This window comes from Glutamicibacter sp. JC586 (assembly GCF_009805585.1).
In the GTDB taxonomy this organism is placed as follows: Bacteria; Actinomycetota; Actinomycetes; order Actinomycetales; family Micrococcaceae; genus Glutamicibacter.
The window spans coordinates 192023-217286 of record NZ_VHIN01000010.1 but is presented as its reverse complement, the minus strand read 5'-3'; the positions used below and the strand labels follow the sequence as shown (position 1 = coordinate 217286).

Annotated in this window: 23 protein-coding genes; 18 read left to right on the top strand and 5 right to left on the bottom strand. The window is 56.4% G+C overall.

Annotated features, from left to right (window positions below):
- Positions 1-6: 6 nt before the first annotated feature.
- A complete protein-coding gene (locus FJV47_RS08960) occupies positions 7-1929 on the bottom strand; it encodes an FAD/NAD(P)-binding domain-containing protein (protein ID WP_159612146.1) in 1923 nt (640 codons plus the stop codon).
- Between the two features lie 292 nt (positions 1930-2221).
- On the opposite strand from FJV47_RS08960, the gene FJV47_RS08955 reads away from it, so the two are divergent.
- From FJV47_RS08955 to FJV47_RS08870, 18 genes are all read left to right on the top strand, one after another.
- On the top strand, positions 2222-3280 hold the full coding sequence (locus FJV47_RS08955) for an amino acid ABC transporter permease (RefSeq protein ID WP_159612144.1): 1059 nt from the start codon (positions 2222-2224) through the stop codon (positions 3278-3280).
- Positions 3277-4083, top strand: coding sequence for an amino acid ABC transporter ATP-binding protein (locus FJV47_RS08950; protein WP_159612142.1), 807 nt, complete (start codon positions 3277-3279; stop codon positions 4081-4083). Before FJV47_RS08955 ends, FJV47_RS08950 begins: the two co-directional genes overlap by 4 nt.
- A gap of 26 nt (positions 4084-4109) precedes the next feature.
- A complete protein-coding gene (locus tag FJV47_RS08945; RefSeq protein ID WP_159612140.1) occupies positions 4110-5081 on the top strand; it encodes an ABC transporter substrate-binding protein in 972 nt (323 codons plus the stop codon).
- Complete coding sequence (locus tag FJV47_RS08940) at positions 5081-6166, top strand: LLM class flavin-dependent oxidoreductase (protein ID WP_159612138.1); 1086 nt, start codon at positions 5081-5083, stop codon at positions 6164-6166. Before FJV47_RS08945 ends, FJV47_RS08940 begins: the two co-directional genes overlap by 1 nt.
- Positions 6163-7194, top strand: coding sequence for an LLM class flavin-dependent oxidoreductase (locus FJV47_RS08935; RefSeq protein ID WP_159612136.1), 1032 nt, complete (start codon positions 6163-6165; stop codon positions 7192-7194). The genes FJV47_RS08940 and FJV47_RS08935 overlap by 4 nt, the downstream gene beginning before the upstream one ends.
- Positions 7191-8519, top strand: a complete 1329-nt coding sequence (locus FJV47_RS08930) for an LLM class flavin-dependent oxidoreductase (protein WP_159612134.1) — start codon at positions 7191-7193, stop codon at positions 8517-8519. The genes FJV47_RS08935 and FJV47_RS08930 overlap by 4 nt, the downstream gene beginning before the upstream one ends.
- Complete coding sequence (locus FJV47_RS08925) at positions 8516-9487, top strand: transporter substrate-binding domain-containing protein (RefSeq protein WP_159612132.1); 972 nt, start codon at positions 8516-8518, stop codon at positions 9485-9487. Before FJV47_RS08930 ends, FJV47_RS08925 begins: the two co-directional genes overlap by 4 nt.
- Positions 9488-9509: 22 nt before the next feature.
- On the top strand, positions 9510-10505 hold the full coding sequence (locus FJV47_RS08920; RefSeq protein WP_159612130.1) for an SDR family NAD(P)-dependent oxidoreductase: 996 nt from the start codon (positions 9510-9512) through the stop codon (positions 10503-10505).
- Positions 10506-10679: 174 nt separating this feature from the next.
- Positions 10680-10964: an HU family DNA-binding protein gene (locus FJV47_RS08915; protein WP_159612128.1), complete on the top strand. Its 285-nt coding sequence runs from the start codon at positions 10680-10682 to the stop codon at positions 10962-10964.
- Positions 10965-11236: 272 nt separating this feature from the next.
- Positions 11237-11521, top strand: a complete 285-nt coding sequence (locus tag FJV47_RS08910) for an HU family DNA-binding protein (RefSeq protein ID WP_159612128.1) — start codon at positions 11237-11239, stop codon at positions 11519-11521.
- Between the two features lie 155 nt (positions 11522-11676).
- Positions 11677-12285, top strand: coding sequence for a hypothetical protein (locus FJV47_RS08905; protein WP_159612126.1), 609 nt, complete (start codon positions 11677-11679; stop codon positions 12283-12285).
- Between the two features lie 46 nt (positions 12286-12331).
- Positions 12332-12994 carry a copper resistance protein CopC gene (locus tag FJV47_RS08900; protein WP_159612124.1) on the top strand — a complete coding sequence of 221 codons (663 nt, stop codon included), beginning with the start codon at positions 12332-12334 and terminating at the stop codon, positions 12992-12994.
- Between the two features lie 88 nt (positions 12995-13082).
- The gene (locus FJV47_RS08895; RefSeq protein ID WP_159612122.1) at positions 13083-13613 is read left to right on the top strand and encodes a copper chaperone PCu(A)C; all 531 of its coding nucleotides are present in this window, start codon (positions 13083-13085) and stop codon (positions 13611-13613) included.
- Entirely contained in the window at positions 13594-14763 is a 1170-nt protein-coding gene (locus tag FJV47_RS08890) for a Dyp-type peroxidase (RefSeq protein ID WP_159612120.1), read from the top strand. The genes FJV47_RS08895 and FJV47_RS08890 overlap by 20 nt, the downstream gene beginning before the upstream one ends.
- 102 nt (positions 14764-14865) lie before the next feature.
- Positions 14866-16920, top strand: a complete 2055-nt coding sequence (locus tag FJV47_RS08885) for a cytochrome c oxidase assembly protein (RefSeq protein WP_159612118.1) — start codon at positions 14866-14868, stop codon at positions 16918-16920.
- Positions 16913-17671 carry a hypothetical protein gene (locus tag FJV47_RS08880; RefSeq protein ID WP_159612116.1) on the top strand — a complete coding sequence of 253 codons (759 nt, stop codon included), beginning with the start codon at positions 16913-16915 and terminating at the stop codon, positions 17669-17671. Before FJV47_RS08885 ends, FJV47_RS08880 begins: the two co-directional genes overlap by 8 nt.
- Positions 17672-17807: 136 nt before the next feature.
- Positions 17808-19715: an NHL domain-containing thioredoxin family protein gene (locus FJV47_RS08875; RefSeq protein ID WP_159612114.1), complete on the top strand. Its 1908-nt coding sequence runs from the start codon at positions 17808-17810 to the stop codon at positions 19713-19715.
- Positions 19716-19846: 131 nt separating this feature from the next.
- On the top strand, positions 19847-21103 hold the full coding sequence (locus FJV47_RS08870; protein WP_235026397.1) for an MFS transporter: 1257 nt from the start codon (positions 19847-19849) through the stop codon (positions 21101-21103).
- A 7-nt stretch (positions 21104-21110) separates the two neighbouring features.
- Here FJV47_RS08870 and FJV47_RS08865 read toward each other — a convergent pair whose 3' ends face one another.
- The 4 genes from FJV47_RS08865 to FJV47_RS08850 all read right to left on the bottom strand — a co-directional run bounded on the left by FJV47_RS08865 (position 21111) and on the right by FJV47_RS08850 (position 25185).
- Complete coding sequence (locus tag FJV47_RS08865) at positions 21111-22133, bottom strand: hypothetical protein (RefSeq protein WP_159612112.1); 1023 nt, start codon at positions 22131-22133, stop codon at positions 21111-21113.
- A gap of 63 nt (positions 22134-22196) precedes the next feature.
- Positions 22197-23747, bottom strand: coding sequence for a helicase HerA-like domain-containing protein (locus tag FJV47_RS08860; RefSeq protein WP_159612110.1), 1551 nt, complete (start codon positions 23745-23747; stop codon positions 22197-22199).
- Positions 23748-23765: 18 nt separating this feature from the next.
- Positions 23766-24533 carry an amino acid ABC transporter ATP-binding protein gene (locus FJV47_RS08855; RefSeq protein WP_159612108.1) on the bottom strand — a complete coding sequence of 256 codons (768 nt, stop codon included), beginning with the start codon at positions 24531-24533 and terminating at the stop codon, positions 23766-23768.
- The gene (locus FJV47_RS08850; protein WP_159612106.1) at positions 24520-25185 is read right to left on the bottom strand and encodes an amino acid ABC transporter permease; all 666 of its coding nucleotides are present in this window, start codon (positions 25183-25185) and stop codon (positions 24520-24522) included. The genes FJV47_RS08855 and FJV47_RS08850 overlap by 14 nt, the downstream gene beginning before the upstream one ends.
- Positions 25186-25264: the final 79 nt, after the last annotated feature.

Genomic DNA, 25264 nt, shown 5'->3' with positions numbered 1-25264 from the left:
GCCTCGTTATGCGATGGACCGGTGCGAATCTGCGATGGCCCTGGCCAATTCCCAATGGCTCATGGTTGCTGGCGCGGAGAGTATTTCACGGGCCAACGCGTCTGAATCGGCAAAGGGCGCGGAATTGGAATTCGGCCGGGAGAAAGCGCCAGCTTGGAAACGTCCCACCGTGGCTCCAACGGCAAAGAGCCACCGGTGGATGTTGCCTCCGCGGCCGATGACCTGGCGCAGTGAAGTAATGTGCATTTTTCCTGAACCTCCAGGTTCGTCGGTGATTATTCCTCGGGCCAGCAATGCCGCCAGCAGGGGATCGGTGCTCGTGGAAATGGTGGTGTGTGGAAGTCGGGCTTCGATCAACCACGGCGCGTGCACGGGACCGGCCAAGGTCTGAGCCCTGAATAGCTGACGTTCGCGGTCAAAATCGAAGCGAGTTTCTGGTCCCAAAAAGTCAATGAACCCAGCCTGATGCAGGGCGAGCAATTCACGCAGGCGATGCGCCGGTGGGCCGGAATCAACAAAGCTGAAGAAGCCCTGCCACCAGGCGGCCTGTTGAGCTTGCCCGGCGAGGCTGAGTTTGTCGTGGATCTGCGGCAGCAGGACGTAGGAGCGCAAGAGCCCAAAAAACAGCGCCTGGAATTGTGGATGATCCGCTGAATCACGAACCCTTAAGTCTTCTTCGATGTGCTCACGCACCAAGGCGCCAAGCTGATCACGCGATCCTTGTAGAGACAGTGGACGAACGATGGGCAACGGGAATTCGAGATCCTCAAATTCCAACCGATCTTTGGTGGCAATAAACCTGGCCACCAAACTGGTGCGTTCGGGGCTGTACCAGTCGAGGTGGTCGTAGGCTGACTTGAATTCTTCGAAACTTCCGCGCACCGCTTCGGGATGCGCGGCGAAAAGTTCGCGGTAGTAGAAAAAGCCGGTTTCCTTGGCCAGCAGCGGCCACACGTGAGCGAAGAAATCCAGTTCGCCATGCTGCGCGTAGAGCGTGTTGATGCCCTGCTCGGTGAAGTAGGCGGTCGTCAACTCGGCGGTAGTAGTGCTGCGAATCTTGCTGTGATAAGGAACGCCGCGGCGAGAACCGGCAAGAAGTCGTGGCTCCGCACCGCTGGGCACATAGCGCAAGCCGCCATGCTCGGCCGGTTCAAATCGACCTCCGCGCCCCTCGAAGAGCAGAACAAAAAGGTCGGTGAAAGCCAGCCCCATGCCGGAAACCAAAACCTCGGTCCCGGGTCGCAGGGCGCTGAAATCGATGTCGTTGGTATAGCCCGGGGCAACGTAGCCAAGGTTTTTCCCGGCCGCGGCCTGGGCTGCCAATTCCACTGCCCGCGGATCGGAAGGCAACCGGGCATCGAGGTGGCCTTGGGCCATTACCACCTGATCGGCGATGATCTCACGCCCTGATGCCAGCAGCACCCGATGCGATGGCGATTCATCGATGAGATCGACCGCGGTGTCCTGATAAATGGTGATCGTATCCGGGGCGGTGATGCTGGCCTGCACGCGAGCAAAGAACCAGCGCAGGTAGCAGGACTGCAAACGACGGGTGGGGAAGTCACCAGCAGCCAGCGTGGCGATCTCTTGTCGCAGTAGTGGGTCGGTGTGCACCAAGGACGGTGCATCGGGCAGTTGAGAATCGCGGATCAGCTGCACCCACTGATCAAGGGCCGGGCCATGATGGGCCGGGCCCAAGCACTGTACCGAATCGTCGGTGAACATCGTGACATCGGCGGCCCGGGAATTGAGTTTGAGCAGCGGGCTTTGATCTTCGCGCCAAATTCGTCCGGCACCCACCGGAAATGGATCAACCACGTGAAGATGTAAGGCGTCTTGGGCCAGCTGGTCCCGGTTGGCGTTGATGCGCTCCAGAATCATCGCGGTGCGTGGCCCGCCACCGATAAAAACGATGTGCCGCTCGCTCATTTTTCTCCTTTACGCAGCTGGCCTGTGCAGGCGTTCAATGTGGTGTTAGCGCCAGATTAGGAGTGCGAAGTGGGAAGAAGCGAGGCGAAAAGTCGCGGAAAGTCGCATTGGGGGATCGAGTCACCGCACAGGAAATATTTCGACTTATGCGCAGTGAAAATCCACGTCACGAATCGTCATTGAGGCGTGGCGTGACTTTTGGTGAACCAGGGTGAATATCCCAGATGCGCCAGCTGGTTGATCGGCTCTAGCGTGATGCCCAAGAGCAACGAACTTTTCAAGGAGCAGCGCAATGCCGCCGATCACCACCCCGGTCACCGACGCAGAACCCGATCAGCACCCAGCACCCGAACAGGGGCAGCCTCAAACGAGGCAGCAGGGGCACAAGCCGGCGGAGAACAGCCTGGCCGCACCTAGCCAGGAGCAGCTCGCCGACTACAAAGTGGTCGCAGCGACGCACCCCTGGCGGTGGGTCGGCACCGTGATTGTCGCGGCCATCGCCGCCGGCATCCTGTATTCACTACTGACCAACCCGCGGTGGGAATGGGGCGTAGTTGCCCAGTGGTTTACCGCCGAATCCATCCTTCGCGGGTTGGGACAGACGTTGAAACTGACCCTGATCTCCGGTGCACTGGGTTTTGCTTTGGGCTTCATCTTGGCGCTCATGCGGTTATCTAGTTCGCCGTTATTCAGCTCGGTGTCGTGGACCTTCTCCTGGATCTTCCGCTCCACACCATTGCTGGTACAACTACTGCTTTGGTACAACCTAGGTTATCTCTACGAGACCATTCGTTTGGGCGTGCCTTTCACCTCGATTACCTTCGCCGAATTTCAGACTACGAGCCTGATTAGCCAGTTTGCGGCCGCGGTGCTCGGACTGACGCTGAATCAGGCGGCCTACAGCGCGGAAATTATCCGCGGCGGCATCCTCTCGGTAGACCAAGGTCAGATCGAAGCGGCCACCGCCCTGGGCATTCCGCGTTGGCGCCGATCCACCAGGATCGTACTCCCACAGGCCATGCGAGCAATCTTGCCAACCGCCTTCAACGAGATCATCGGCCTGGTCAAGGGCACCTCGATCGTTTACGTCTTGGCTTATTCGGAGCTGTTCTACACCGTGCAGGTGATCTACAACCGCACCCAACAGGTCCTACCGATGTTGCTGGTGGCCACCATCTGGTACATCGTGATCACCTCGGTGCTCAGCATTGCCCAGTACTACATTGAGCGTCACTACTCCCGCGGGGCACTGCGCACCTTGCCACCGACCCCGCTACAAAAACTCCGTCGCTTCTTGGCCACCCACGCCGTGACCAAGACTGCCGCCACCTCCCCGAAGGGACAGTTATGAGCCTGGCAACCATTGAAAAAACCACCCGCGGAGCGGTTGCCGTCCGTTCGGTTGATAAGAGTTACGGCACCCAACAAGTTTTGCACGAGGTCAATCTGGATGTGGCCGAAGGTGAAGTGTTGGTAGTCATCGGGCCCTCGGGTTCGGGAAAATCTACCTTGCTGCGCACCATCAACCATCTGGAAAAGGTCGATCGTGGCACCATCAGCCTGGATGGCGAACTGATCGGGTATAAGGCCCGCAATGGCAAGCTGCATGAGCGCCGCGAAGCAGAAATTCTGGCGCAGCGCACCGAAGTGGGCATGGTCTTCCAAAACTTCAACCTCTTCGGGCACCTCACCGCCTTGCAGAACATTATTGAAGCGCCGATTCATGCCAGGAAGATTCCCAAGGCCAAGGCGGTAGCCCGAGCCAAGGAACTTTTGGCCCGTGTCGGGCTGGCAGATAAGGCGGACGCTTACCCGCGACAGCTTTCTGGCGGTCAACAGCAACGTGTAGCCATCGCACGGGCGCTGGCCTTGGATCCCAAGGTGGTGCTCTTTGATGAGCCGACCAGCGCACTAGATCCCGAGCTGGTCACCGAGGTCCTGGAAGTGATCAGGGACCTGGCTAAATCCGGGACCACACTAATTATCGTGACCCATGAAATCGGGTTCGCCCGGGATGTGGCTGACCGAATCATCTTTATGGATGGCGGGCGAGTGGTGGAGCAGGGGACTCCCACCCAGGTCCTGGGCAATCCGCAACACGAACGCACCAAATCGTTCCTTTCCAAGGTCATCGAACCAGCCTTCAATATCTAAAAGCAGCACACTCAAGGACTCGCATCATGAAGAAGTACGCAGTAGTTTCAACCCTTACCGCCCTAGGCCTACTCTCCTTGGCAGCTTGCGCCGACCCAGGAGCCGCCGCACCGGAAGCTTCCACTTCTACCGAAACCAGCAACGCTGAAGGCAGCACCTACAACACCTCACCTGAGCAGAACCGCATCCGTACGAAGGTCGATCAGAAGCTTGCCGACGCGGTACCAGAGAACATCAAGAAGGACGGCAAGCTGACAGTTGCCACCACCGCCGGATCGGTGCCACTGTCCTTCCACGCTACCGATGAAAAGACCGTGATCGGCACCGAAGTTGATCTGGCCCAATTGGTGGCCGACAATCTCGGACTAGAACTGGACCTGCAGATCACCAGCTGGGAAAACTGGCCGTTGAAAACCGAGTCCGGAGAATTTGAGGCGGTCTTCTCCAACGTGGGAGTGAACGCGGACCGAGTCAAAAAGTTCGACTTCGCCACCTACCGGGCTGCGTACATGGGCTTTGAAGCGAAGGCAGATAGCGATATCACCGTGAAGGGCGCCGCGGACATTGCAGGCAAGAAGATCGCGGTGGGTTCGGGAACCAACCAGGAAAAGATCTTGCTGGCATGGAACAAAGAGCTTGAAGACAAAGGTCAGAAGCCGGCTGAGTTGCAGTACTACTCCAGCGAAGCGGACACCATCCTGGCGCTGTCTTCGGGACGTATCGACCTGAATATCGCCCCCTACCCTTCCACGGTGTACCGCGAAAATCAGCGCGATGATCTGAAGGTCGTAGGCAAGATCAACGCCGGCTGGCCCAATGAAACCCTGGTGGCCGCCACCACCAAAGCCGGTAACCATCTAGCCGAACAGATCACCGCCGCGTTCAACGAGACGATCGAAGACGGTAGTTATGCCAAGGTACTGGACCGCTGGAACTTGAGCGAAGAAGGCCTCAAGAAGTCCGAAACCATCACCGCGTCGAACTACAAGGGTAAATAATGCGCTTTCAAGTTCTCGACATCATTCCGCATCAGGATGATCCGATCACCGGGCTTCAGGTAGATACCGCGCAGCGCTTTGAACAAGTGATTGAATCCGCAGTGCGCGCCGAAGAACTCGGTTTTGATTCTTTCTCCGTAGGCGAGCGTCATGCCGGGGCGTTCATCTCTTCCTCGCCGGCGGTAGTCCTCGGAGCGATCGCAGCACGGACGAAGAAGATCCGTCTGCATACCGGGGTCGTTGTACTTTCCATTCTTGACCCGGTTCGCGTCGCCGAAGACTTTGCGACCGTAGATCAGCTGAGCAACGGCCGATTGGAACTGGGGATTGGCAAAGGCAACGAAGTAGCTCACTTCCCACTGTTCGGTAAAAATGTGGATGACCAATGGGATCTGCTGGAGGAGAACTACGAGTTGCTTGCCAAGCTCTTTGGCCGGGCACCCGTGGATTTCTCCGGACGCTTTCGCACACCATTGGAACAGTTCACCACCAGCCCGCGTCCGTTCCAAGAAAAGGTTCGGATTTGGCACGGTTCGGCCACCTCACTGCGGTCGGCCGAGCTGGCGGCCAAACACGGTGACCCGTTGTTCTCGGCTAATGCGATCCAGCCCAAGGAAAACTACAAGAAGCTGATCGACCACTACAAAAATGCCTATGAGCAGGCGGGACACGATCCTGCGGCCAGATACGTGGGTTCGGGCAGTGGAGCCGGCGGGGTCTACCTGGCCGACAGTACCAAGGCAGCGATCAAAGAATTCGGCCCGGTTTACGAGGCACTGACTAATCGCCGTGACGTGCCGGGGAACAACACCCCTTACCGCAGCATCGAGCACGCGGTGCAAGAAGGTCCATTGCTGGTAGGCAGCCCAGAGTTTGTGGCCGCCAAGATCCTGGACTATCACCAAAGCTTCGGGCACGACCTGCAGTCCATCTCGCTGCCGACCACCCAGCCCTTTGCCGCACAAATTCAGACCCTGGAACGCTTCGCCAAAGAAGTCATTCCCCTGGTGAATACCCAAACCACCCTGTGGACCGATAAGGATCCGCAGTTTAAGAACACCTTAGAAAAGGAGTATGCAGTATGAGCGAACGCTCCTTGTTGCTGGCCCTGAACCTTGATGGCGCCGGTAATGATCCGATCGACTCGGCTACCTATGCACAACAGGCCGAGGAGGCAGGTTTCCATGGGGTGAGTTTTTCCTCTGACGGGCTACTCGACGCGGTACAACGTGCTAGCTTCACAGCGCCGAAGACTAAGAAGATCTCACTGATTCCGGTGATCGATGCACTGTTCACCGAACCGTTCCATACCGCCACCCAGCTAGCGAGCCTCGATATTATTGCTCAGGGCCGTGCCGGGTGGATTCTGGAAACGCTCAATGACTCTGTGCAGGCACAGGCCGTGGGACGCGAAGTTTTGGCCGAAGAAGAACTAAGCGACGAAGCCAAAGATGTGGTCACTACCCACCGTCGACTCTGGGATAGCTGGGAAGACGACGCGGTGATCCGAGATCAAGAAACCGGACGCTATCTGGATGCCACCAAGTTGCACTACGCGGATGTGGAAGGCAAAAACTTCTCGGTCAAGGGTCCATCCATTACCCCGCGGCCACCGCAAGGACAGCTTCCAATTATCGCCCCGGCGCCTCTTTTCACCGAGCACGGTTTGCAGCACTGTCGGTTGAACGGTGCCGATGTTATCAAGGTGAACGCCGCAAGCCTCGATGAGCTGCTGGCCCAGGCCAAAACGGCCAGCCCCAAGGGCGCGGTAGCAATCGACGTGGATATCTACCTGGACACTGCCACACAAACCGGGGCGCAGCGTGCGGCAGCGCAAGCAGTTCAGCGCACTGAACGTGCTGAATTCACCGGGAGTGTGCAAGAACTTATTGCCTTCCTTGGCCAGTTCGCACAGGCCACCGCCAACCCGGCAGACCAGCGCCGTCACCTAGTTCACCTGTACCCGGGAGATCTAAAGATCGACTCGGCGGTGTTGATCAATGAAGTAATACCAGAATTGCAGCGCAGCAATCTGCTTGCACCCATCGGTGACACCCTACGCGAGTCCTTCGCATTGCCAGTGGCACAAAATCGCTTCCAGGAGGCATCATGAGTACCCAGCACCAACTACGATTCGGCGTCTTCTTCCAAGGCGTGAACTCATCGACCGTATGGCGTAGCGTCCTATCTGGTTCGCAGACCGATTTTGCCTCCTTCAAGCAACTTGCCCAGACCGCAGAGCGAGGCCTGTTCAGTGCGTTCTTCCTCGGCGAAGGATTACGTCTACGAGAACACCTCGGCAGTATCCACGAGCTGGATGTGGCCGGCCGACCAGATGCACAAACCATGCTTGCCGCCTTGGCTGCGGTGACCAACAAGATCGGTTTGGTCGCAACCCAGAACACTACCTATAACGACCCGGCCGATTTGGCTCGACGGCTCTCTTCGCTGGATCTGATCTCAGAAGGTCGTGCGGCATGGAACATCGTCACCACCCATAACGCATGGACTGGCGCGAACTTCCGACGTGGGGGCTATCTAGAACACCACGAACGCTACAGCCACGCAGAAGACTTTGTGCGTACCGTACGTCAGATCTGGGAAGGCTCACCGGTGCATCACCGAGGCAATCACTACAACGTTGATTACACCGGGACCATCCCGGCCAGTGCGCAGCACCGCCCGGTACTCTTCCAAGCCGGTGACTCGGCGGAAGGCCGTGACTTTGCAGCACGCCAGACCGACGTCATTTTCTCAGCCCACGTCGGTTTGGACGATGCGCTGGCCTTCCGTCAGGACATCAATGTGCGTGCAGCGAAGGTGGGACGCGCCGAAAACTCGGTAAAGATCATGCCAGGTGCCGAGTTCATCGTTGCCGAAACTCCTCAAGCAGCCGAAGAAAAATACCACTGGGTGCGTGAACACCAGATTGGGCCGCAGCAGGCGTTGGCGTATCTCGAGCAATTCTGGGGCACCCGTTTAGAAAGCGTGGATCCTTATGGACCATTGCCGGACTTTGACCCCGTAGTCGAAGAGAGCTCGGTGACTCGTGGCAGTGGCTTCCAAGGCGCCAAGTCCCTGGAATTGGCCAACGCATGGCGTGCCGAAGCCGCAGATAAAGGACAGAACATTATTGAATTTGTCCGTTCGCGCTCTCACCGCGCCGATCACACATTCACCGGCTCCTATGACCAGATCGCTGACCGGTTAGAACAGTACGCACAAACTCGTGCCGTGGACGGCTTCAACATCACACCGTGGCTGGTTCCTACCGGGTTGGACGACATCGTCGACCATCTGGTACCTCGTCTGCAGGAGCGTGGCATCTACCCCGAGACCTACGCAGATACCTTGCGCGAAAACCTCGGCCTAACCATTGATGAAAACCATGAACAGCAGGCGGTCAAGCGCCTTGCAACAGTGCAGGAAGTGTCATGAAAACCCAGAAAACCCGTTACACCTTCACTGCTCTAGCGCTGGTCGGTTTGGTAAGCCTGAGCGCTTGCGCTGACCCGTCCCAGGCCAAAGAAAGCAAAGAATCTCAGGCACCGACTGATGCTGCCACCGCTGCACTCTCAAGCCCGGACCAAGAACGCCCGAAAGTCGCAGTCAACAAAAAAGCTGAGAAGCTCGTTCCGGAAAAGATTGCGGCCGATGGCAAACTTACCGTGGTCACCGCCCCGGGATCGGCGCCCCTGAGTTTCTATGCAACGGATAACACCACACCGGTAGGTAATGACGCGGACCTCGCCGCAGCGCTCGCCGACGCACTGGGACTGGAGCTAGAACTCGTTCCAGTGTCATGGGCAGACTGGCCATTGGGCATTGAATCGAGCAAGTACGAGGCGGCCATTAGCAATGTGACGGTCACCGAGGAACGCAAGAAGAAGTTTGATTTTGCCACCTACCGTGAGGACCTGTTGGGCTTCTACGCCGATAAGGATTCAAAGATCAGCTCGATCAAAAAGGCAGACGATGTTGCGGGCCTGAAAATCATTGTTGGTTCGGGGACTAACCAGGAGAAGATCTTGGTGGATTGGGATAAAGCCAACCAAGCCAAGGGGCTGAAGCCGGTGGACTTCCAGTACTACGATGACGACTCGGCCTCAACCCTTGCACTGCTTTCTGGGCGCGCCGATGCCAGCTTCGGACCCAACGCATCGGGTGCCTACAAAGTAGCCACCGCCGATGAGCTCAAGCAGGTCGGTTCCTTCCCCGGTGGCTGGCCCGATACTGCACAGGTAGCGGTGACGACCAAGAAGGGTAATGGTTTGGCCAAGGCGGCTGAGGTGGCTATCGATGGGCTGATCGAGTCGGGCGCCTACGAGCAGATTTTGGATAAGTGGGGTCTGAGCGAAGAGGGAATTACCGATTCCAAGCTGAACCCACCAGGTCTGGCGGACTAAGGGTTGTAGTAGCGTTGGTGGCATGAATCGTGCAGTGCGTTTGGGTTCCTTAGAACAGTTGGGGCAGTCGGTGCCCGAAGCCAATATTCATGCCAACTTTGAGCGTTGGAAGTCGTTGGGCGAGGGGAAAACCGCGATGGTGACCGGCGCCAACGCCGGCCTGGGATTCTTTGCATCACTGGGGCTGGCCGCGGCTGGTGCCCACGTGATTCTGGCTTGTCGTAACCAGTCACGCGCCGAAAAGGCGATGGCAGCGATTCAAGCCCGGGTACCCGGAGCCAGCGTCGAATTCATGCAATTTGACGCTGGCTCGATGCTCTCAGCCATGTCTTTGGCTGCCGAACTTCGTAGCCGACAGCTCGATATTCTGGTGGCCAATGCCGGAATGATCCGCACCCCTGCCCAACGTGAGGAGGGGGCGTTGGGCTATGAGAAAACCATGACCACTAATGTGCTTGGACACGCCCGACTCATCGGGGAATTGGCTGAGAAGTTCAAGGTAGGAAACTTGCGACTGATCAGCTTGGGATCTATGTCGACGTTGCTGATGCGCACCGATCCTTCCAACCTTAAACTTGAACACGACTACAACCCGTACCGCGCCTATGTTCAGTCCAAGGCTGTTCTGCAGAGCATGGGGATTGGTTTGGATCATCGCCTGCGTCAGCTTCAATGGCCGGCCAGATCGGTTGCCGTGCACCCGGGCTACTCGATTTCCGGACTTACCCCAGAGATCGAGGGAATAAACGAACCAGACTTTGCCCAACGCTTCGCGGGCCGATTGCAGGGCAGTTTCGCGCAGGGCAAACACGAAGGTTCGGTGGCAATTGTCGAAGCAGCCTTGAACCAAAGGCTAGACCGTTGTGCACCCGGGGTGTTCTTTGGTCCGCAATGGACCTCCAAAGGCAGAATTTCGCTAGCCAGACCCGCAAATGTCACCCGTAGCAAGGTACTTCAGGATGCGGCGTGGGAGATATTGATACAGGCGAATGAAGGACTAGATCCATTCGCTTTGTAGAGCGATGGTGAAGTTTCACACCATGAATCTTGGCGAAAATTGAGCAGATTCCGCATGATGATGCTCTTTTTGTCGCCAACAACTGGTAAGTTCAACACTGATAAGTCCGTGCGACCGTGCGGCATTCGGAACCCGAACCCGGGTTTTGAGTCACTAGTCCAGGAGGACAATACATTGGCTATGAACCGTAGCGAACTTGTTGCTGCTGTTGCAGCGAAGACCGAAAACTCCCAGGTTGCCGTTAACGGTGTTCTGGATGCTGTATTCGAAGTTTTCGTCGACCAGATTTCCCAGGGCGAAAAGGTAACCATCCCAGGTTACTTGGCTGTTGAGCGCACTGACCGTGCAGCTCGCACCGGTCGTAACCCACAGACCGGCGAAGCAATCCAGATCCCAGCTGGCCACTCGGTCAAGCTGACCGCTGGTTCGAAGCTGAAGGCTGCTGTTGCCAAGAAGTAAGCTTCTTTAGAGCTTGAACATGGCCCATCTTCCGACGCCGGAGGATGGGCTTTGTTTCTTTAACGGACGTACCAGAACTGGGCGTTGAACCCAAAAATGGTGCCGTTAGCCCAAGAATTCTGTAAGAACATGAAAAAATCCCGGTATTTCGCCTGTTTTCGGGCATTTCGGGGCTCAAGGTTTGATATGTTCTCACTGATAAGTCCGTGCGACCGTGCGGCATTCGAAGTCCGGAACCGGGTTTTGGATCACTAGTCCAGGAGGACAATACATTGGCTATGAACCGTAGCGAACTTGTTGCTGCTGTTGCAGCGAAGACCGAAAACTCCCAGGTTGCCGTTAACGGTGTTCTGGATGCTGTATTCGAAGTTTTCGTCGACCAGATTTCCCAGGGCGAAAAGGTAACCATCCCAGGTTACTTGGCTGTTGAGCGCACTGACCGTGCAGCTCGCACCGGTCGTAACCCACAGACCGGCGAAGCAATCCAGATCCCAGCTGGCCACTCGGTCAAGCTGACCGCTGGTTCGAAGCTGAAGGCTGCTGTTGCCAAGAAGTAAGCTTCTCTAGAGCTTGAGGTAAGACCCGATGTGTAGTCCGGAATTTTCTGGACTACACATCGGGTCTTCTTCTTTTCTAGCGTTTGAGCGTGTCTTCTACTTCGCGTAGAATCAGGCGTGCTCGACATCCATCATTGAGGAACAGGCTGCCCATCGTGCCACACAAACCCGCAACCCGCGTAATACGCGGATGGTTGGCGGCCAGCGTGTGTACTTGGACAGCCTTTGCAGCTCACGCGCATAGTGCGCCAACCAAAATGTCGTTGGTGGCGATGCTGCTGATCACTTGTGTTTCAGCCGTGATTGCATTGCTGTTGATAGGCAAAAAGTTCTCCCTTTGGGCCACCAGCCTGGTGGTACTTGCCAGTCAAGGTTTATTCCACGTGGGATTGTCCGTGATGAGCCATGGGGATTCTGGTGTCTCCGGAATGGAACATATCCAGCACACCGGGCGCAGCCTTGAGCTGGCCCACGACATCAGCGCCCATTACGCAGATGTGCATTCAGAGTCGATGCTTTATGCACACGTGCTTGCAGCAGTGGTCAGCATCCTTGTGCTCAATCAGGGCGAGCGGTTGCTAAACCTCTTAGGTTCTTATCTCACCCTGTCCTCGGCTCGGCGAATCCTTTCGTTGATCCGGGTGCAGGTTCCTGAAGCCCCGGTCCTTCCGGCGTACTTCCCCTTGCGTTTTCAACTCAAGCTTGCGCAATTGGGGAGATTGCCAGAGCGCCGCGGCCCTCCTTGCTTCGTTCTTGCCGCCTAAGACAAAAACGAAGTTCCCCCGCTTTTGGGGGATTGGAAGGAAAACAATGAAGAGCATGACCTTATCCGCAACGACCCTGACACGTATGGTTGCGGTGATCGCGCTGTCGATCTTGGCACTATTCACCTCCGTGAGCGCTGCCTCCGCCCACGATGAGTTGGTGAGCTCCGCTCCGAAAGACGGCGCAAGCTTAAAAGAAGCGCCTAAGAAACTGACCCTGGAATTCTCCGGTGAACTGCAAACCATGTCGGGCGTGGAATCGACCAAGGTAGTGCTGAAGCAGGACGGCGAAGAGGTGGACGCTAAGGCTGACACCAAGGGAACAACCGTTACGGTCACCCCTAAAAAGCCGCTGGAAGATGGTGCATACGAATTGGTCTTCCGTGTGGTCTCTTCTGACGGACACCCGGTAGAGAACAAGCTGGATTTTTCCATTCAAAGCGCCGCGAAGCCAACCCCATCGATGATCAGCGCTCCTAGCGAGTCAGCACAGCCAAGCGAGTCAGCACAGCCAAGCGAATCAGCGCAGGCCAGCGAGTCAGCACAGCCAAGTGAGTCGGCACAGCCAAGCGAATCAGCGCAGGCCAGCGAGAATCCGGTGCAGGCCGCAGGTAGCTCAATGAACCCGCTGATGTGGGTAGTCATTGGCGTTGTCATCCTCGGCGCAGTGATTGCCGTGCTGGCCAAGTTCATGCGCAATACAAAGTAGTAGCCACTTTATTCTGGTGCGCCATCGGGCCACCGTGGCCTTTGGCGTGCCCGCACCTCGTGTGCGCACACCACGAAAGCTTGAGACGATGAAAACAAAAATGACCACCTCCCTGTTGCTCGGTTCCGCGCTGCTTCTAACCGGCTGCGCCCAAAGTACCGATGCTTCCAGCCAGAGCCCCGCAGCCTCATCCTCCGCGGAACAAAAGAGTACCCAAGCGCAGGGACTCACGACCAGTGATACCTGGGCCAAGGCCGCTGAATCTGGAATGAGCGCGGCCTTTGGAACCCTGCACAATACCTCGGATATTCCCTTGGAACTGCATCGGGTGACAAACGCGCAAGGGGATGAAATTCAGCTACATGAAATGACCGGAAGCGGGCAGAACATGAGCATGAAAGAACTCGAAGGAGATCTCGTAATTTCTCCCGGCGCTGATGTAGAACTGGCACCCGGTGGAAATCACCTGATGTTCATGGACCTGAAAAAGCCGTTGGTGGCTGCCCAAACCGCTACGTTGACCCTGGAATTTTCCGACGGTTCGAGCACCAACGTGGATTTTGCGATCCGCAACTTTGACGGTGCCAAGGAAAATTACGATGAGCATGCCGGACACTAGCGTTCCTCGCCGCCTGCTGCTGGGCAGTACCGCTGCCGCCGCAGCAGGCGGTCTGCTCACCGGTTTTGGCGCTGGAAGGATGCGTGCTCAGGCGGCAACAACCGAACAAGCACCGACAGGGCCGGGCTTCCGCTCGTTCCACGGTCAGTACCAATCCGGGATTATTGATGATCAGCAGCAGCACGCGGTATTTGTTGGGTGGGATCTGAACTGGCGTGAGGGCTCGAAAAAACAACAGCTACAAGCCTTGCTACAAATGCTTTCAGATGATGCTGCCCGGCTGATGAGCGGTCGGGGAGTGCTCGCGGATACAGAACCGGAAATGGCACTGCCACCGAGCGAACTGACGCTCACGGTTGGACTTGGCCAAAGCCTGCTCGATGTGACCGGATACGGAAAGGTCGGGGCAATGCCGGCTTTCGCCGGTGATGAGCTAAAGGAGCAGTATCCGCAAAGTGATCTGCTGATTCAGTTCTGTTCCCAAGATCCTACGGTGCTGCATCATGCGGTGCGGGCGGTATCTAAGAACTTGCGCGAATTAACCAGCCAACGCTTTGTGCAGACCGGATTTATGCGCCCGATGCCTGGAAAAGAAACCTTCAGGAATCTGTTTGGGCAGGTAGACGGCATCAACAATCCGGCCGATCAAGTCCGTGAGCAAGCGGTATTTGGCGACGGACAGAATAGTTGGATTCCCAACGGGACCACGCTGGCGTTGCGCCGATTCGAAATGGATCTGGACCGATGGGATGAGGTGGATGTGGCTGGCCGTGATTTTGCCTTGGGCCGACGGCAGAGCGATGGCTCACCGCTATCGGGCAGCAGTATCGATGATGCGGTAGATCTGAGCGCAGAGAACGAGTTGGGTTTGCCGAGCATCGCCGCCAATGCCCACGTGGCCTTGGCTAAACCTGGCCATGGGGGAGAAACGATCCATCGTCGAGGCTATAACTTCGATGATGGGCAACACTCCGGATTGCTGTTTGCCAGCTACCAGCGCGATGCGCGCAGTAGTTTCATCCCGGTGCAGCACCGGTTGGCGGCTGCCGATGCCTTGAACACCTGGCTCACACCGGTAGGTTCGGCCCTCTATGCGATCCTCCCGGGTATCGCCGAGGGTGGTTATCTGGGTCAGCAACTGTTCGGTTAGTACCGGGTATCACCTCGCTACGGTGTGAGATGCACCGTAGCGGGGTGGTCCTGGCCCCTGATATCTGACGGGGCGGGGCAAAAATGAGATGATAAGTAGGATATGGATACAGCACAGCGCACGGTTTCAGTTACCCGCTTCATCCTGCCCGGACTGCTCGCTTCAGCGGTAGTTTTCTTGGCTGCGGTGATGTTCACCGGCATCGCTCGTCCGGCCGAATTGGCCGACCCGGGTGCCTTTGTGCGCTGGAGCCTTCCGATCGCCCGCGCGATTCACCATAGCTCCATGTCGGTGGCCATTGCCGCGCTAGTTTTTGCTGCCGTAATCCTACCGCGCAGCACCAAAACTACCCGCGACGTTCAAGGAGCCGATCATCCGGCCTTTAGCCGCGCGATGAATATCGCCGCCGGGGCAGCGGTGTTGTGGACCTTGTCCGCAGCGACCGTGATGGTACTGACCTTCTGGGATCTGGCTGGTCTTCCCATCAACCTGGACGCACAATATTCGGCGGCGATCCTTGATTACATTCTTTCCATCACCACCGGCCGGGCTTGGGCCTGGATGGTGGTGATTGCCGCGGTGATCAGTTCCTTGGCCTTGGCGGTACGTTCCAAAACTGGGGTGGGCGCCACCGCGTTCTTATCCCTGTTTGGCATCCTGCCCTTGGCCTTCATCGGACACGCGGCTGGGGGAGATGATCACTTTGCCGCGGTGAACTCCATCGGCCTTCACTTATTAGCAGTGGTGCTCTGGTTCGGCGGAATCATCGTCTTGGCGTTGTTGGCTCCTACCTTGGAAGGTCAAGCACCAGGACGCAAACGTGGCCAGGTTCTGGCCGGCGTCGTGTTGCAACGCTATTCGGCTCTAGCCGCCTTCGTGGTCTTTTTGATGATCGGCTCGGGGCTAGCTTCGGCGATTATCCGCATCACCAACTTCTCCCAGTGGTTCACACCCTATGGCACCTTGGTGATCGTCAAACTGCTGATTACCTTGGCACTGGGCGCACTGGGACTGGTGCACCGTCGCAAAGTGATCCCGCAGTTGCTGGCCGGTAAGTACTCGGCGCTGCGTGCTGCTTGGCAGGTTGTGCTGGTAGAGGTCATCTTGATGGCTTCGGTGATGTCAGTAGCTACGGTACTGGCTCGAACCGCCCCACCAACCTCCGATGAGGCCCCAGCAAAAACCACCCCGGCGCGCCTTTTGACCGGTTATGATCTGCCACCAGCTCCGGACACCGCCAGCTGGTACACCACTTGGCGGATGGACTGGATCTGGGTGGCAGTATGTCTCTTCGGTCTGGCTGCCTATCTCTTTGCCTTCATCAAGCTAGCTCGGCGCGGGGATAAGCCCAGCGTACTGCGACTAATCAGTTGGATCGTTGGCTTGTTCGCGCTGTTCTATGTCACCAGTGGTGCTGTGGCGGTATATGGCAAGATCCAGTTCTCCACCCACATGGTCGATCACATGTCGCTGACCATGATCGTGCCGATCTTCTTGGTGCTCGGCACCCCGGTGACGCTTCTGCTGCAGGTTCTGCCAGCCCGCGTTGACGATACCCGCGGGCCACGCGAATGGATCCTCTTCCTGGTTCACTCCCGCTATTCGAAGGTCATCACCCACCCAATTTTTGCGGCGGTGAACTTTGCCGGATCGATCGTGATCTTCTACTTCACCCCGATCCTCGAACCAGCCATGCTCTACCACGCGGGACATGAGCTGATGAACCTGCACTTCCTACTCACCGGCTACCTCTTTGCGCTGTCGCTAATCGACGCTGATCCGGTGCCGAAGCGTTACCCATACCCGATGCGCCTGGTGGTGCTGCTAGCCACCGTGGCCTTCCACGCCTTCTTCGGCGTGGCCCTGATGAGTACCGAAACCCTGCTGGCTCCGGACTACTTCGGGAACATGGGTCGCACCTGGGGCGGCACCGCGCTGGAAGACCAAGTGGTGGGCGCCGGAGCTATGTGGGCTATCGGCGAAGTACCAACCTTAGTCTTGGCCATTTTTGTGGTGCTCTCTTGGCTCAAACAAGACAAAAAAGACACCAAACGTTATGACCGTCAAGCTGACCGCGACAATGATGCGGAGCTGGAGGCCTATAACGCGATGTTCGCCAAATACAAGCAGGCCGATAAGAGGAACCCGAATGCCTAAGAGAATTAAGCTGATCAGTGTCCCGCTGCTGTTGGTCACCGCTTTAGCTTTGAATGCCTGCTCCTCGGGACAGGCAGAAATGCCGCAGGATCAAACGCACAAGATCGCCTCCGAAGCGACGGCCAGTGCCAGTGCGAGCCCCTCTGCCTCAGCAGAAGAGCTGACCACAGCACAGCTGGCTACGGCCGCAGGCTCGGTGATTGCTTCGCAGCTTGGCTTCCCGAGCAGTGCCAAGATCCAAGGCAAAGACCTTGAATCCTTGGCCACCCCGCCCACCGATACGCTTAAGGGCATTGTAGTGTTACCTTCCCAATGTTCGACTCCGATCAACGACCTGAACTGGTCGCCGGTGCAATTGGGTACCGAATCTGCGCGCACTGACTTCACCAATGATTCGCAATCCATCACTGGGTCGGTAGAAGTAGCTAAGTTGGGTTCAGACGGTGCGAAATCGACGGATCAGCATACGAAGAATGTGAAAAGCATTCTTTCTGAGTGCAAGAGCGTGAAACTGAACACCAGTGAGTACACCGAAACTTTGAAGTTCTCCGATCCCGCGGTGGACTCGGTTGATTCGGCGCTGTACTACTCACGCAATGGCGAATATGCACAGAACTCCTTAGTGCTGATCAAGAAGAGCAAGGAGTATGTAGCGATGGTTTCTTTCGTCTCGGCCAAGTCATTAAAGGATGAAAAGTTCAACAAGGTCGCGACCAGCGTTATGGACGCAGCATTGTCCCAACTGCCGTAGCGATTAAATTCAGGAATAGATCTTCGGTGCAACAGGTTGCACCTCAATGTTCCTTAACACCGTTTAGTACTGCACCACGCCGTGGCCGATAATAGAGATCTACCTGCCGAGCCGCGGCACTTGCGAAAGGATGAGCATGAGCGCAACAGAATCCGTACGCACCAATTACAAGGTGCGTGCCAGCGAGCTTGAGGGCCGCAACTGGCTGAATACAGGTGGTCAACAGCTGGACCTCGAAGCGTTGCGTGGCAAGATCGTGCTTCTGGACTTCTGGACTTTCTGCTGCATCAACTGCCTTCACGTCCTTGATGAGCTGCGCCCGCTAGAGGAGCAGTACTCGGATGTGCTGGTTACCGTAGGTGTGCACTCACCAAAGTTTGAGCACGAAGCTGACCCAGATGCTTTGGCTGCGGCCGTGGAACGCTACGAAATCCACCACCCAGTACTTGATGATCCAGAACTCGTGACCTGGCAGGCCTACGGTGCTCGCGCCTGGCCAACCTTGGTGGTCTTGGATCCAGAAGGTTACATCGTTGCTCATCTTTCCGGTGAAGGTCACGCACAGGGCTTGGGCTCGCTGGTTGAAGAATTGATTGCCGAGCATGAGGCCAAGGGAACCTTGCACCGCGGCGACGGCCCTTATGTTGCACCGCCTGCCTGCGAGGGCGATCTGCGCTTTCCGGGTAAGGCTACGGCGCTGTCTAACGGGAACTTCCTTATTGGGGATTCCGGCCATCACCGCCTGGTTGAACTGGCACCAGATCTCTCCACCGTTGTGCGCACCATTGGTTCAGGAACCAAGGGTTATGCCGACGGTGAGGTACAGAGCGCACAATTCAACGAGCCACAGGGCCTGACTACTTTGCCAGAAGACGTGGCGGCCAAGGTGGGCTACGACGTGATCGTGGCCGATACTGTGAACCACCGCCTGCGCTCGGTGAACCTAAGCACCGGGGTAGTGGGCACCCTGGCAGGCAACGGAATCCAGCGCCTGTTGGATACCGAAAGCGCCCGGCAGCAGACTCAGCCAACCGAGCTGGGTACCGACGCGTTGAACATTTCCCTATCCTCCCCATGGGATGTGGTGTTCCATCCATCGGGCAAGGTCATCATCGCTATGGCCGGCACCCACCAGATTTTTGCCTTTGACCCACTGACCAATGCGGTGTCGGTCTTTGCCGGTACCGGGTTGGAAGGTCTGAACGACGGCAAGGCCGATGAAGCGTGGTTCGCCCAGTCTTCAGGCTTGGCACTTGATGGTGACAACGTATGGATCGCTGACTCCGAGACCAGTGCGTTGCGCTGGATCGAAGTTGAAAACGGTGAAGCAAAGAGCGTGAATACGGCTATTGGTACTGGCCTGTTCGACTTCGGCTTCCGTGACGGTGACGCTGAACAGGCACGTCTGCAGCACCCACTGGGTGTAGCGGTGCTTCCTGACCGTTCCATCGCGATTGCTGACTCCTACAATGGGGCGGTTCGCCGTTATGACCCAGCAACCAAGACGGTTTCCACCCTGGCTAAGGGCCTGAAGGAATCGGCTGATGTTCTGGTTGATACTTCGGTTGAAGGAGATCCAGTACTCCTAGTAGTCGAAACCAATACCCATCAGCTGGTGCGTGTACCTATTCCGGCCGAAGCCTTAGTTATTGATGAAGGCGCAAGCCAGACTCAGCGACCTAAAACTTCGGTGAAGGCAGGTAACCATGAGATCGTGGTTCGCTTCGCTGCTCCTAAGGGACAGAAGCTAGATGACCGTTGGGGTGACCCAACCCAGCTGAAGATCTCCTCCAGCCCAGAAGACCTGATTTTGGAGGGTGGCGGAACTTCGGTGGGGCTCAAACGAACCTTACAGCTGAACCCCGAGATCGCTGATGGCGTGCTACACATTACCGCTCGTGCGGCGGCATGTGATGGTGAGCCTGGTGGAGAGATCCCAGATCATGCGGCCTGCCACCTGTACCAGCAGGACTGGGGCATCCCGGTAATCCTAGATCCAGAAGGCGATGATGAATTACTGTTGGACCTTCGAGGCGTCAACTAACGAGCAGAAATTCTTTAGACGTCGCTGATACATAGCTTGAACCTCACAGCGAGGAATGCAGAGGAAACCTCAGCATTCCTCGCTGTGTCGCATTAGACTGAAATGCGGGAGGCATCGGAGAGATCCGGTAGATGTTTATGGCAACGAAGATGTTTAGGGCTCTGGAAATACCCAACTACCGTTTGTGGATCGTGGGTGCTCTAGTTTCCAACATCGGAACGTGGATGCAACGAGTGGCCCAGGACTGGCTGGTGCTCACCGAACTCACCAACCATGACGCAGTAGCTACTGGTATCACGACCGGCCTTCAATTCCTCCCCGTTCTTGTACTTGCCCCGTATGCGGGACTTATCGCCGATCGCTTTAACAAGCGCCACGTGCTCATGGTGACCCAAAGCTTTATGGGCTTGTGCGCCCTGATCCTAGGGCTACTAGTGGTTATCGACTCCGCACAACTCTGGCAGGTGTACGTGCTGGCCGGCCTTTTAGGAATCGGTGCCTCCTTTGACGCTCCAGCCCGACAGGCATTTGTCTCTGAAATTGTGCCGGGATCTCATTTAGCCAACGCGGTGGCGTTGAACAGCGCCAACTTCAACCTTGCACGGTTGGCAGGTCCAGGGGTTGCCGGTGCAGTCATCGCGTTGGTGGGCACCGGTCCGGCCTTCTTACTCAACGGCGCCTCATTCCTCGCAGTTATCACCTCGCTGGTATTCATGCGCAAAGACGCGCTACATCCATCCACTCCAGTAGTACGTGGTAAAGGACAAGTCAGGGAAGGATTTAGTTATGTCAAAGGACGCAAAGATCTGCTTCTGATCTTTTTCTTGGCATTCATTATCGGAACCTTCGGGCTGAACTTCCAACTAACTAACGCATTGATGGCTACCGAAGTGTATGGCGTCGGAGCAGGGGAGTACGGAATTCTTGGCAGCATTATGGCCGTGGGTACCTTCGCCGGTGCGCTCTTAGCTGCACGACGCTCAGCACCCCGATGGCGCTTCTTAATTGGTGGCGGTGTGTTCTTCGGGCTAGCCGCATTGGCCAGTGCGTGGATGCCTAACTACCTGCTATTTGCGCTCATGCTCATTCCAGTGGGGCTGGGGGCGTTAACGTTCCTAAACAGCTGCAATACGATGGTGCAGATGTCCGTGCCGGCGCAGTACCGTGCTCGTGTGTTGGCCTTGTACCTGATGGTTGTCCAGGGTGGCACGCCTATAGGTTCACCAATGGTTGGCGGGTTTGCTGAACTGTTTGGAACGCAGATCGCCGTGACTATCGGCGCGGTGCTGTCCTTAGGGGCAAGTTTGTTGGCACTGTTTATGTGGCAGAAGTTCAAGACCAATGCGGTACCACTGCGCAGTCAATTTCGAGAACTGTTAGGACGCTAGCAGAAATCTACTGGGCTACCTGTTGCCCACCGGCCACGGGAACGACAGTGACATCATTGGTGCTCGTGGTCAGCTGCGCGGTGAAGGAATAGGTGTCCTTGACGGTCTTCTTTTCTTTGGCACCGGTACGCAGATCCTGCTCGGTAAGCGTGAGTGAAGCGGAGGTCTTCAGCGGGGCGAGGACCCACGATCCGTTGTAGTAGCTGACCTTGATGCTCGGGTACCGGGTGATTGCCCAGTCAATGGTCGACGAATCTACGCGGGCCGAGGTGTTGTACGAGAAGGGGCAGCCCGAAGGCATAAGTACCTTTTGGCTAGCACAACCATCAAGGTACTTCTTGACCTTGGAATTGATCGCCGAGATGAAAGCCTGCGTTGGTTCAGTCTTCAGCGAGATCTCTACCGGCTTTTCGGCAGGTTCTGTGACTACCACGCCACGGGTGTCAGCAGCGAAGTTCTTAGTGCTAAAGCTTGCATCGAGGACCGAAGGATAAAAAACCGGGAGAGTAGAAACGCCAGCTTCCAACGGGATCTTCTGTTCGTTGACCGTGACCTCGTTGACGGTGTTGGCCTTGATTTTTACGCTTGGCAGCGTAGAAGGTTCAAAGGCCCAATTGTCAAAGAAAAGCCAAGATTTGCCGGTGTGACGTAGCGTGTAACTCGACTGCTTATCAACACCATCAACCTTGTAGCGTGCGGTAACGGTGCGCAGTTCCTCATTGCCCTTCACCGGCTCGGCCTTCTCGGTGGTGAAGTCGCTAACGCCCTTTTGGGTACGCTTGAGAACTTCGCCATCTAAAGCGATCGCATCGCCTTGAGGAACGGTAGCTTGCATCAGGCCAAGAGCTTTGGCGCCCTGACCGTCAGCTAGCTCGCGCTGAAGCTCTTTGACTTGATGCGCAGCGGAGAACACGGTGCGGTTAGCAATCATCACGCCGGCTACGGCCACAACGAGCACCGCCACCGCGGCAACGGTCCATCGAAGGGCCAGGGCGGTGGCGGTGATCGGAGTGGAGTTATGAGTCTTCATCAGTAGCTAGGCTATCTGGTTTCGGGCTCTAAACTCTAACCGAACGGTGTTTGGTGGCGGGTATTACCAACGGCGGCGACGCTTACGGTTGCCAAACATGCCATGGATGAGCTCGCGACCAATCATGGTGGCAGCATCAACAGCCATATCCATCATCGGGTTCTGCTCTGCCTTAGGCGCACGCTGCTGGCGTGGTGCTGATTGCTCATGCTGTTCGGCCGGTGCCTGCTCTGGAGCACTCTCCGGAGTCGCGGCAGGAGGAGCAGCCTTGGCATCTAGCATTTCACGAGCGGATTCACGATCCACGGCCGCCGCGTAACGAGCAGCAAGCGGCGACGCTTTCAGATTTGCATCCAGTACCTCAGGCGAGGCAGGACCAATATTTGATCCTGGCGAGGACATCTTCGTCCAAGCCACCGGAGTCGGTGCGCCCTTTTCGCCCAGTACGGTAATGACCGCTTCGCCTACACCGGCCTGAGTCAGCGCCTCCTGCAGATCAACACCGTTGGTCGGGAAAGTCTGAATAATCTTCTTCAGCGCGCTTTGATCCTTGGCAGTGAAAACGCGCACGGCGTGTTGAATGCGGTTACCCAGCTGCCCCAAAACCTCGTCAGGTAAGTCAGTAGGGGACTGAGTGATGAAGAACAGGCCGACACCCTTGGAACGAATCAAACGTACCGTATTGATGATGGAGTCAGTAAAGGCCTTGGTGGCGTCCTTGAACAGCAAGTGCGCCTCATCAAGGAAGAACACTAGCTTTGGTTTGTCTAGGTCGCCAGCTTCAGGAAGATCCTCAAATAGGTCAGCCAGAAGCCACATCAGGAACGTCGAGAACAACATTGGCTGCGAATTCACTGAAGGCAGTTCGAGCACGTTGATCACGCCACTGCCATCTTCACGCACCTGCAGGAAATCTGAGGTATCAAATTCTGGCTGGCCGAAGAACTGATCCAAACCCTGAGACTGCATGATGGTGATGCCACGAAGGATGACCGAAGCCGTAGCTGAGGAGACTCCGCCTAGGTTCTTTAGAGCTTCTGCGCCCTGATCGCTAAGCAGGTAGCTGATGACTGATTTAACATCACTCAAGTCATCAAGTGGGAGCTTGTTGGAATCGGCATAGTGGAAGATCAGTTGCAGGCATTCCTCCTGAGTCTCATTGAGCTCCAAGACGCGAGCGAGCAAAATCGGGCCAAAGGCATCCACGCTGGCTCGTACCGGAGTACCGTGCGTTCCTTCGCCAAGGGAAAGGAACTCGACCGGGTTAGCACGTGGTTCAAATTCTTTGCCCTGCTCGGCCAAGCGTGCAGTCAGCTTCTCAGAGGCAACTGCTTCTTGTGCCAAACCGCTCAAGTCGCCCTTGATGTCAGCGAGGAATACTGGAACTCCAGCCTTGCTCAGCTGTTCTGCCATGAGCTGCAAGGTCACGGTCTTACCGGTGCCGGTAGCACCGGCGACTAATCCGTGACGGTTGAGCATCTTCAGTGGCAAGCGAATCGGCGCGGTGGGTTCTACCTTGCCATCAATGAGGGCCACGCCAAGATCTAAAGAATCCGAAGTGAAGTTATAGCCCTCGACAAGGCTGGTCAGCAATGCATTTGTATCCTGGGTCATACCATTACCTTATGCTTTCTAGAACGGGTGCAAAAGACGTTGAACAAAGGCTTGCGTTCGGGGATTGGTGGGAGCGGACAAAACTTGGGCTGCTGGCCCGGTTTCAACCACCACTCCGCCGTCCATGAAAACCACCGTGTCGGCCACATCCCGGGCGAAGGCCAATTCATGAGTCACCAGAACCATTGACCAGCCTTCTTGGGCTAGTTCCTTAATGACAGTGAGAACTTCGCCAACCAATTCTGGGTCCAACGCACTTGTTGGTTCATCAAAGAGCAACAAGTCGGGTTGTTGCATCAAGGCGCGCACGATGCCCACTCGCTGTTGCTGACCGCCGGAGAGAGAATTCGGGTACGCATCGGCCTTGGCCGCCAGTCCAACTCGGTCTAACAACTTGCGAGCTTCAGCCAAGACCTGATCTTTAGCTCGTTTTTGCACCTCGATAGGACCAACAGTCACATTCTGCAACACCGTCAAGTGAGGGAAGAGGTGATGGCCTTGGAAGACCATGGCTGAACGTTCACGCAATACTTGTGCGGTCTTCGGCTTGGTTTTCGCTTCGAAACTCACCGATGGTCCACCGTCAAAACCGACGGTTCCTGAGTCAGCGATTTCTAGTCCATTCAGGCAGCGAAGTGCTGTGGTCTTGCCTGAGCCGGAGGGGCCAATCAGGGCAACTACCTCACCGGAATGAACGGTGAAATCAATGCCCTTGAGCACTTGATTCTCGCCGAAGGCTTTGTGCAGGGAATCGACACTGAGCAAAGTCGTGTTACTTGGTGACATACTTTTCAAGCCTTCCTTCAACGGAGTTCTGTAGCGCCGAGAGCACCAGGCAGATGATCCAGTAGATTGCCGCTGCTTCGCAGTACAGAAGCATGAACTCATACGTTGAGGCGGTAATTTCCTGCGCCTTGCGGAACATCTCCGTGACCAGAATGGTCGAAGCTAGCGAGGTGTCCTTCACCAACGAAATGAAGGAGTTAGACAACGGTGGAATAGCGACGCGGGTGGCCTGCGGCAAGATCAACCGGTAGAGACTTCGTGTGCGAGACATGCCCAGCGTGTAGCCTGCTTCCCACTGTCCTGCCGGGACCGAGAGAATGGCCGCTCGGATAATTTCCGCAGCATAGCCACCGATATTCAAGCTGAACGCAATGATTGCGCTGGGCCATGGGTCAATGGTGATGCCTAGCGAGGGCATGCCATAAAAAATGACAAAGAGCTGCACCAAGAGGGGTGTGCCGCGAATGATGGAGATGTACACACGCCCGATGGCTGAGAGGACCGGGTTCTTGCTGATGCGCATCAACGCAATGAACAAAGCGATCACCAAACCCACAATGAAGCTAATCAGTGCTAAGGGAATGGTCGCGGTGATTGCACCCTTGGCCAGAGGCCACAGCGAATCAAGTAATAACTGCCAATTCGAATCCATGAAGCTACCTTTGAGACAAACGAGACTGGCTCCACGCTGGGTGCGTGTGGAGCCAGTCTACTGTTTCACTTGGGGAAGT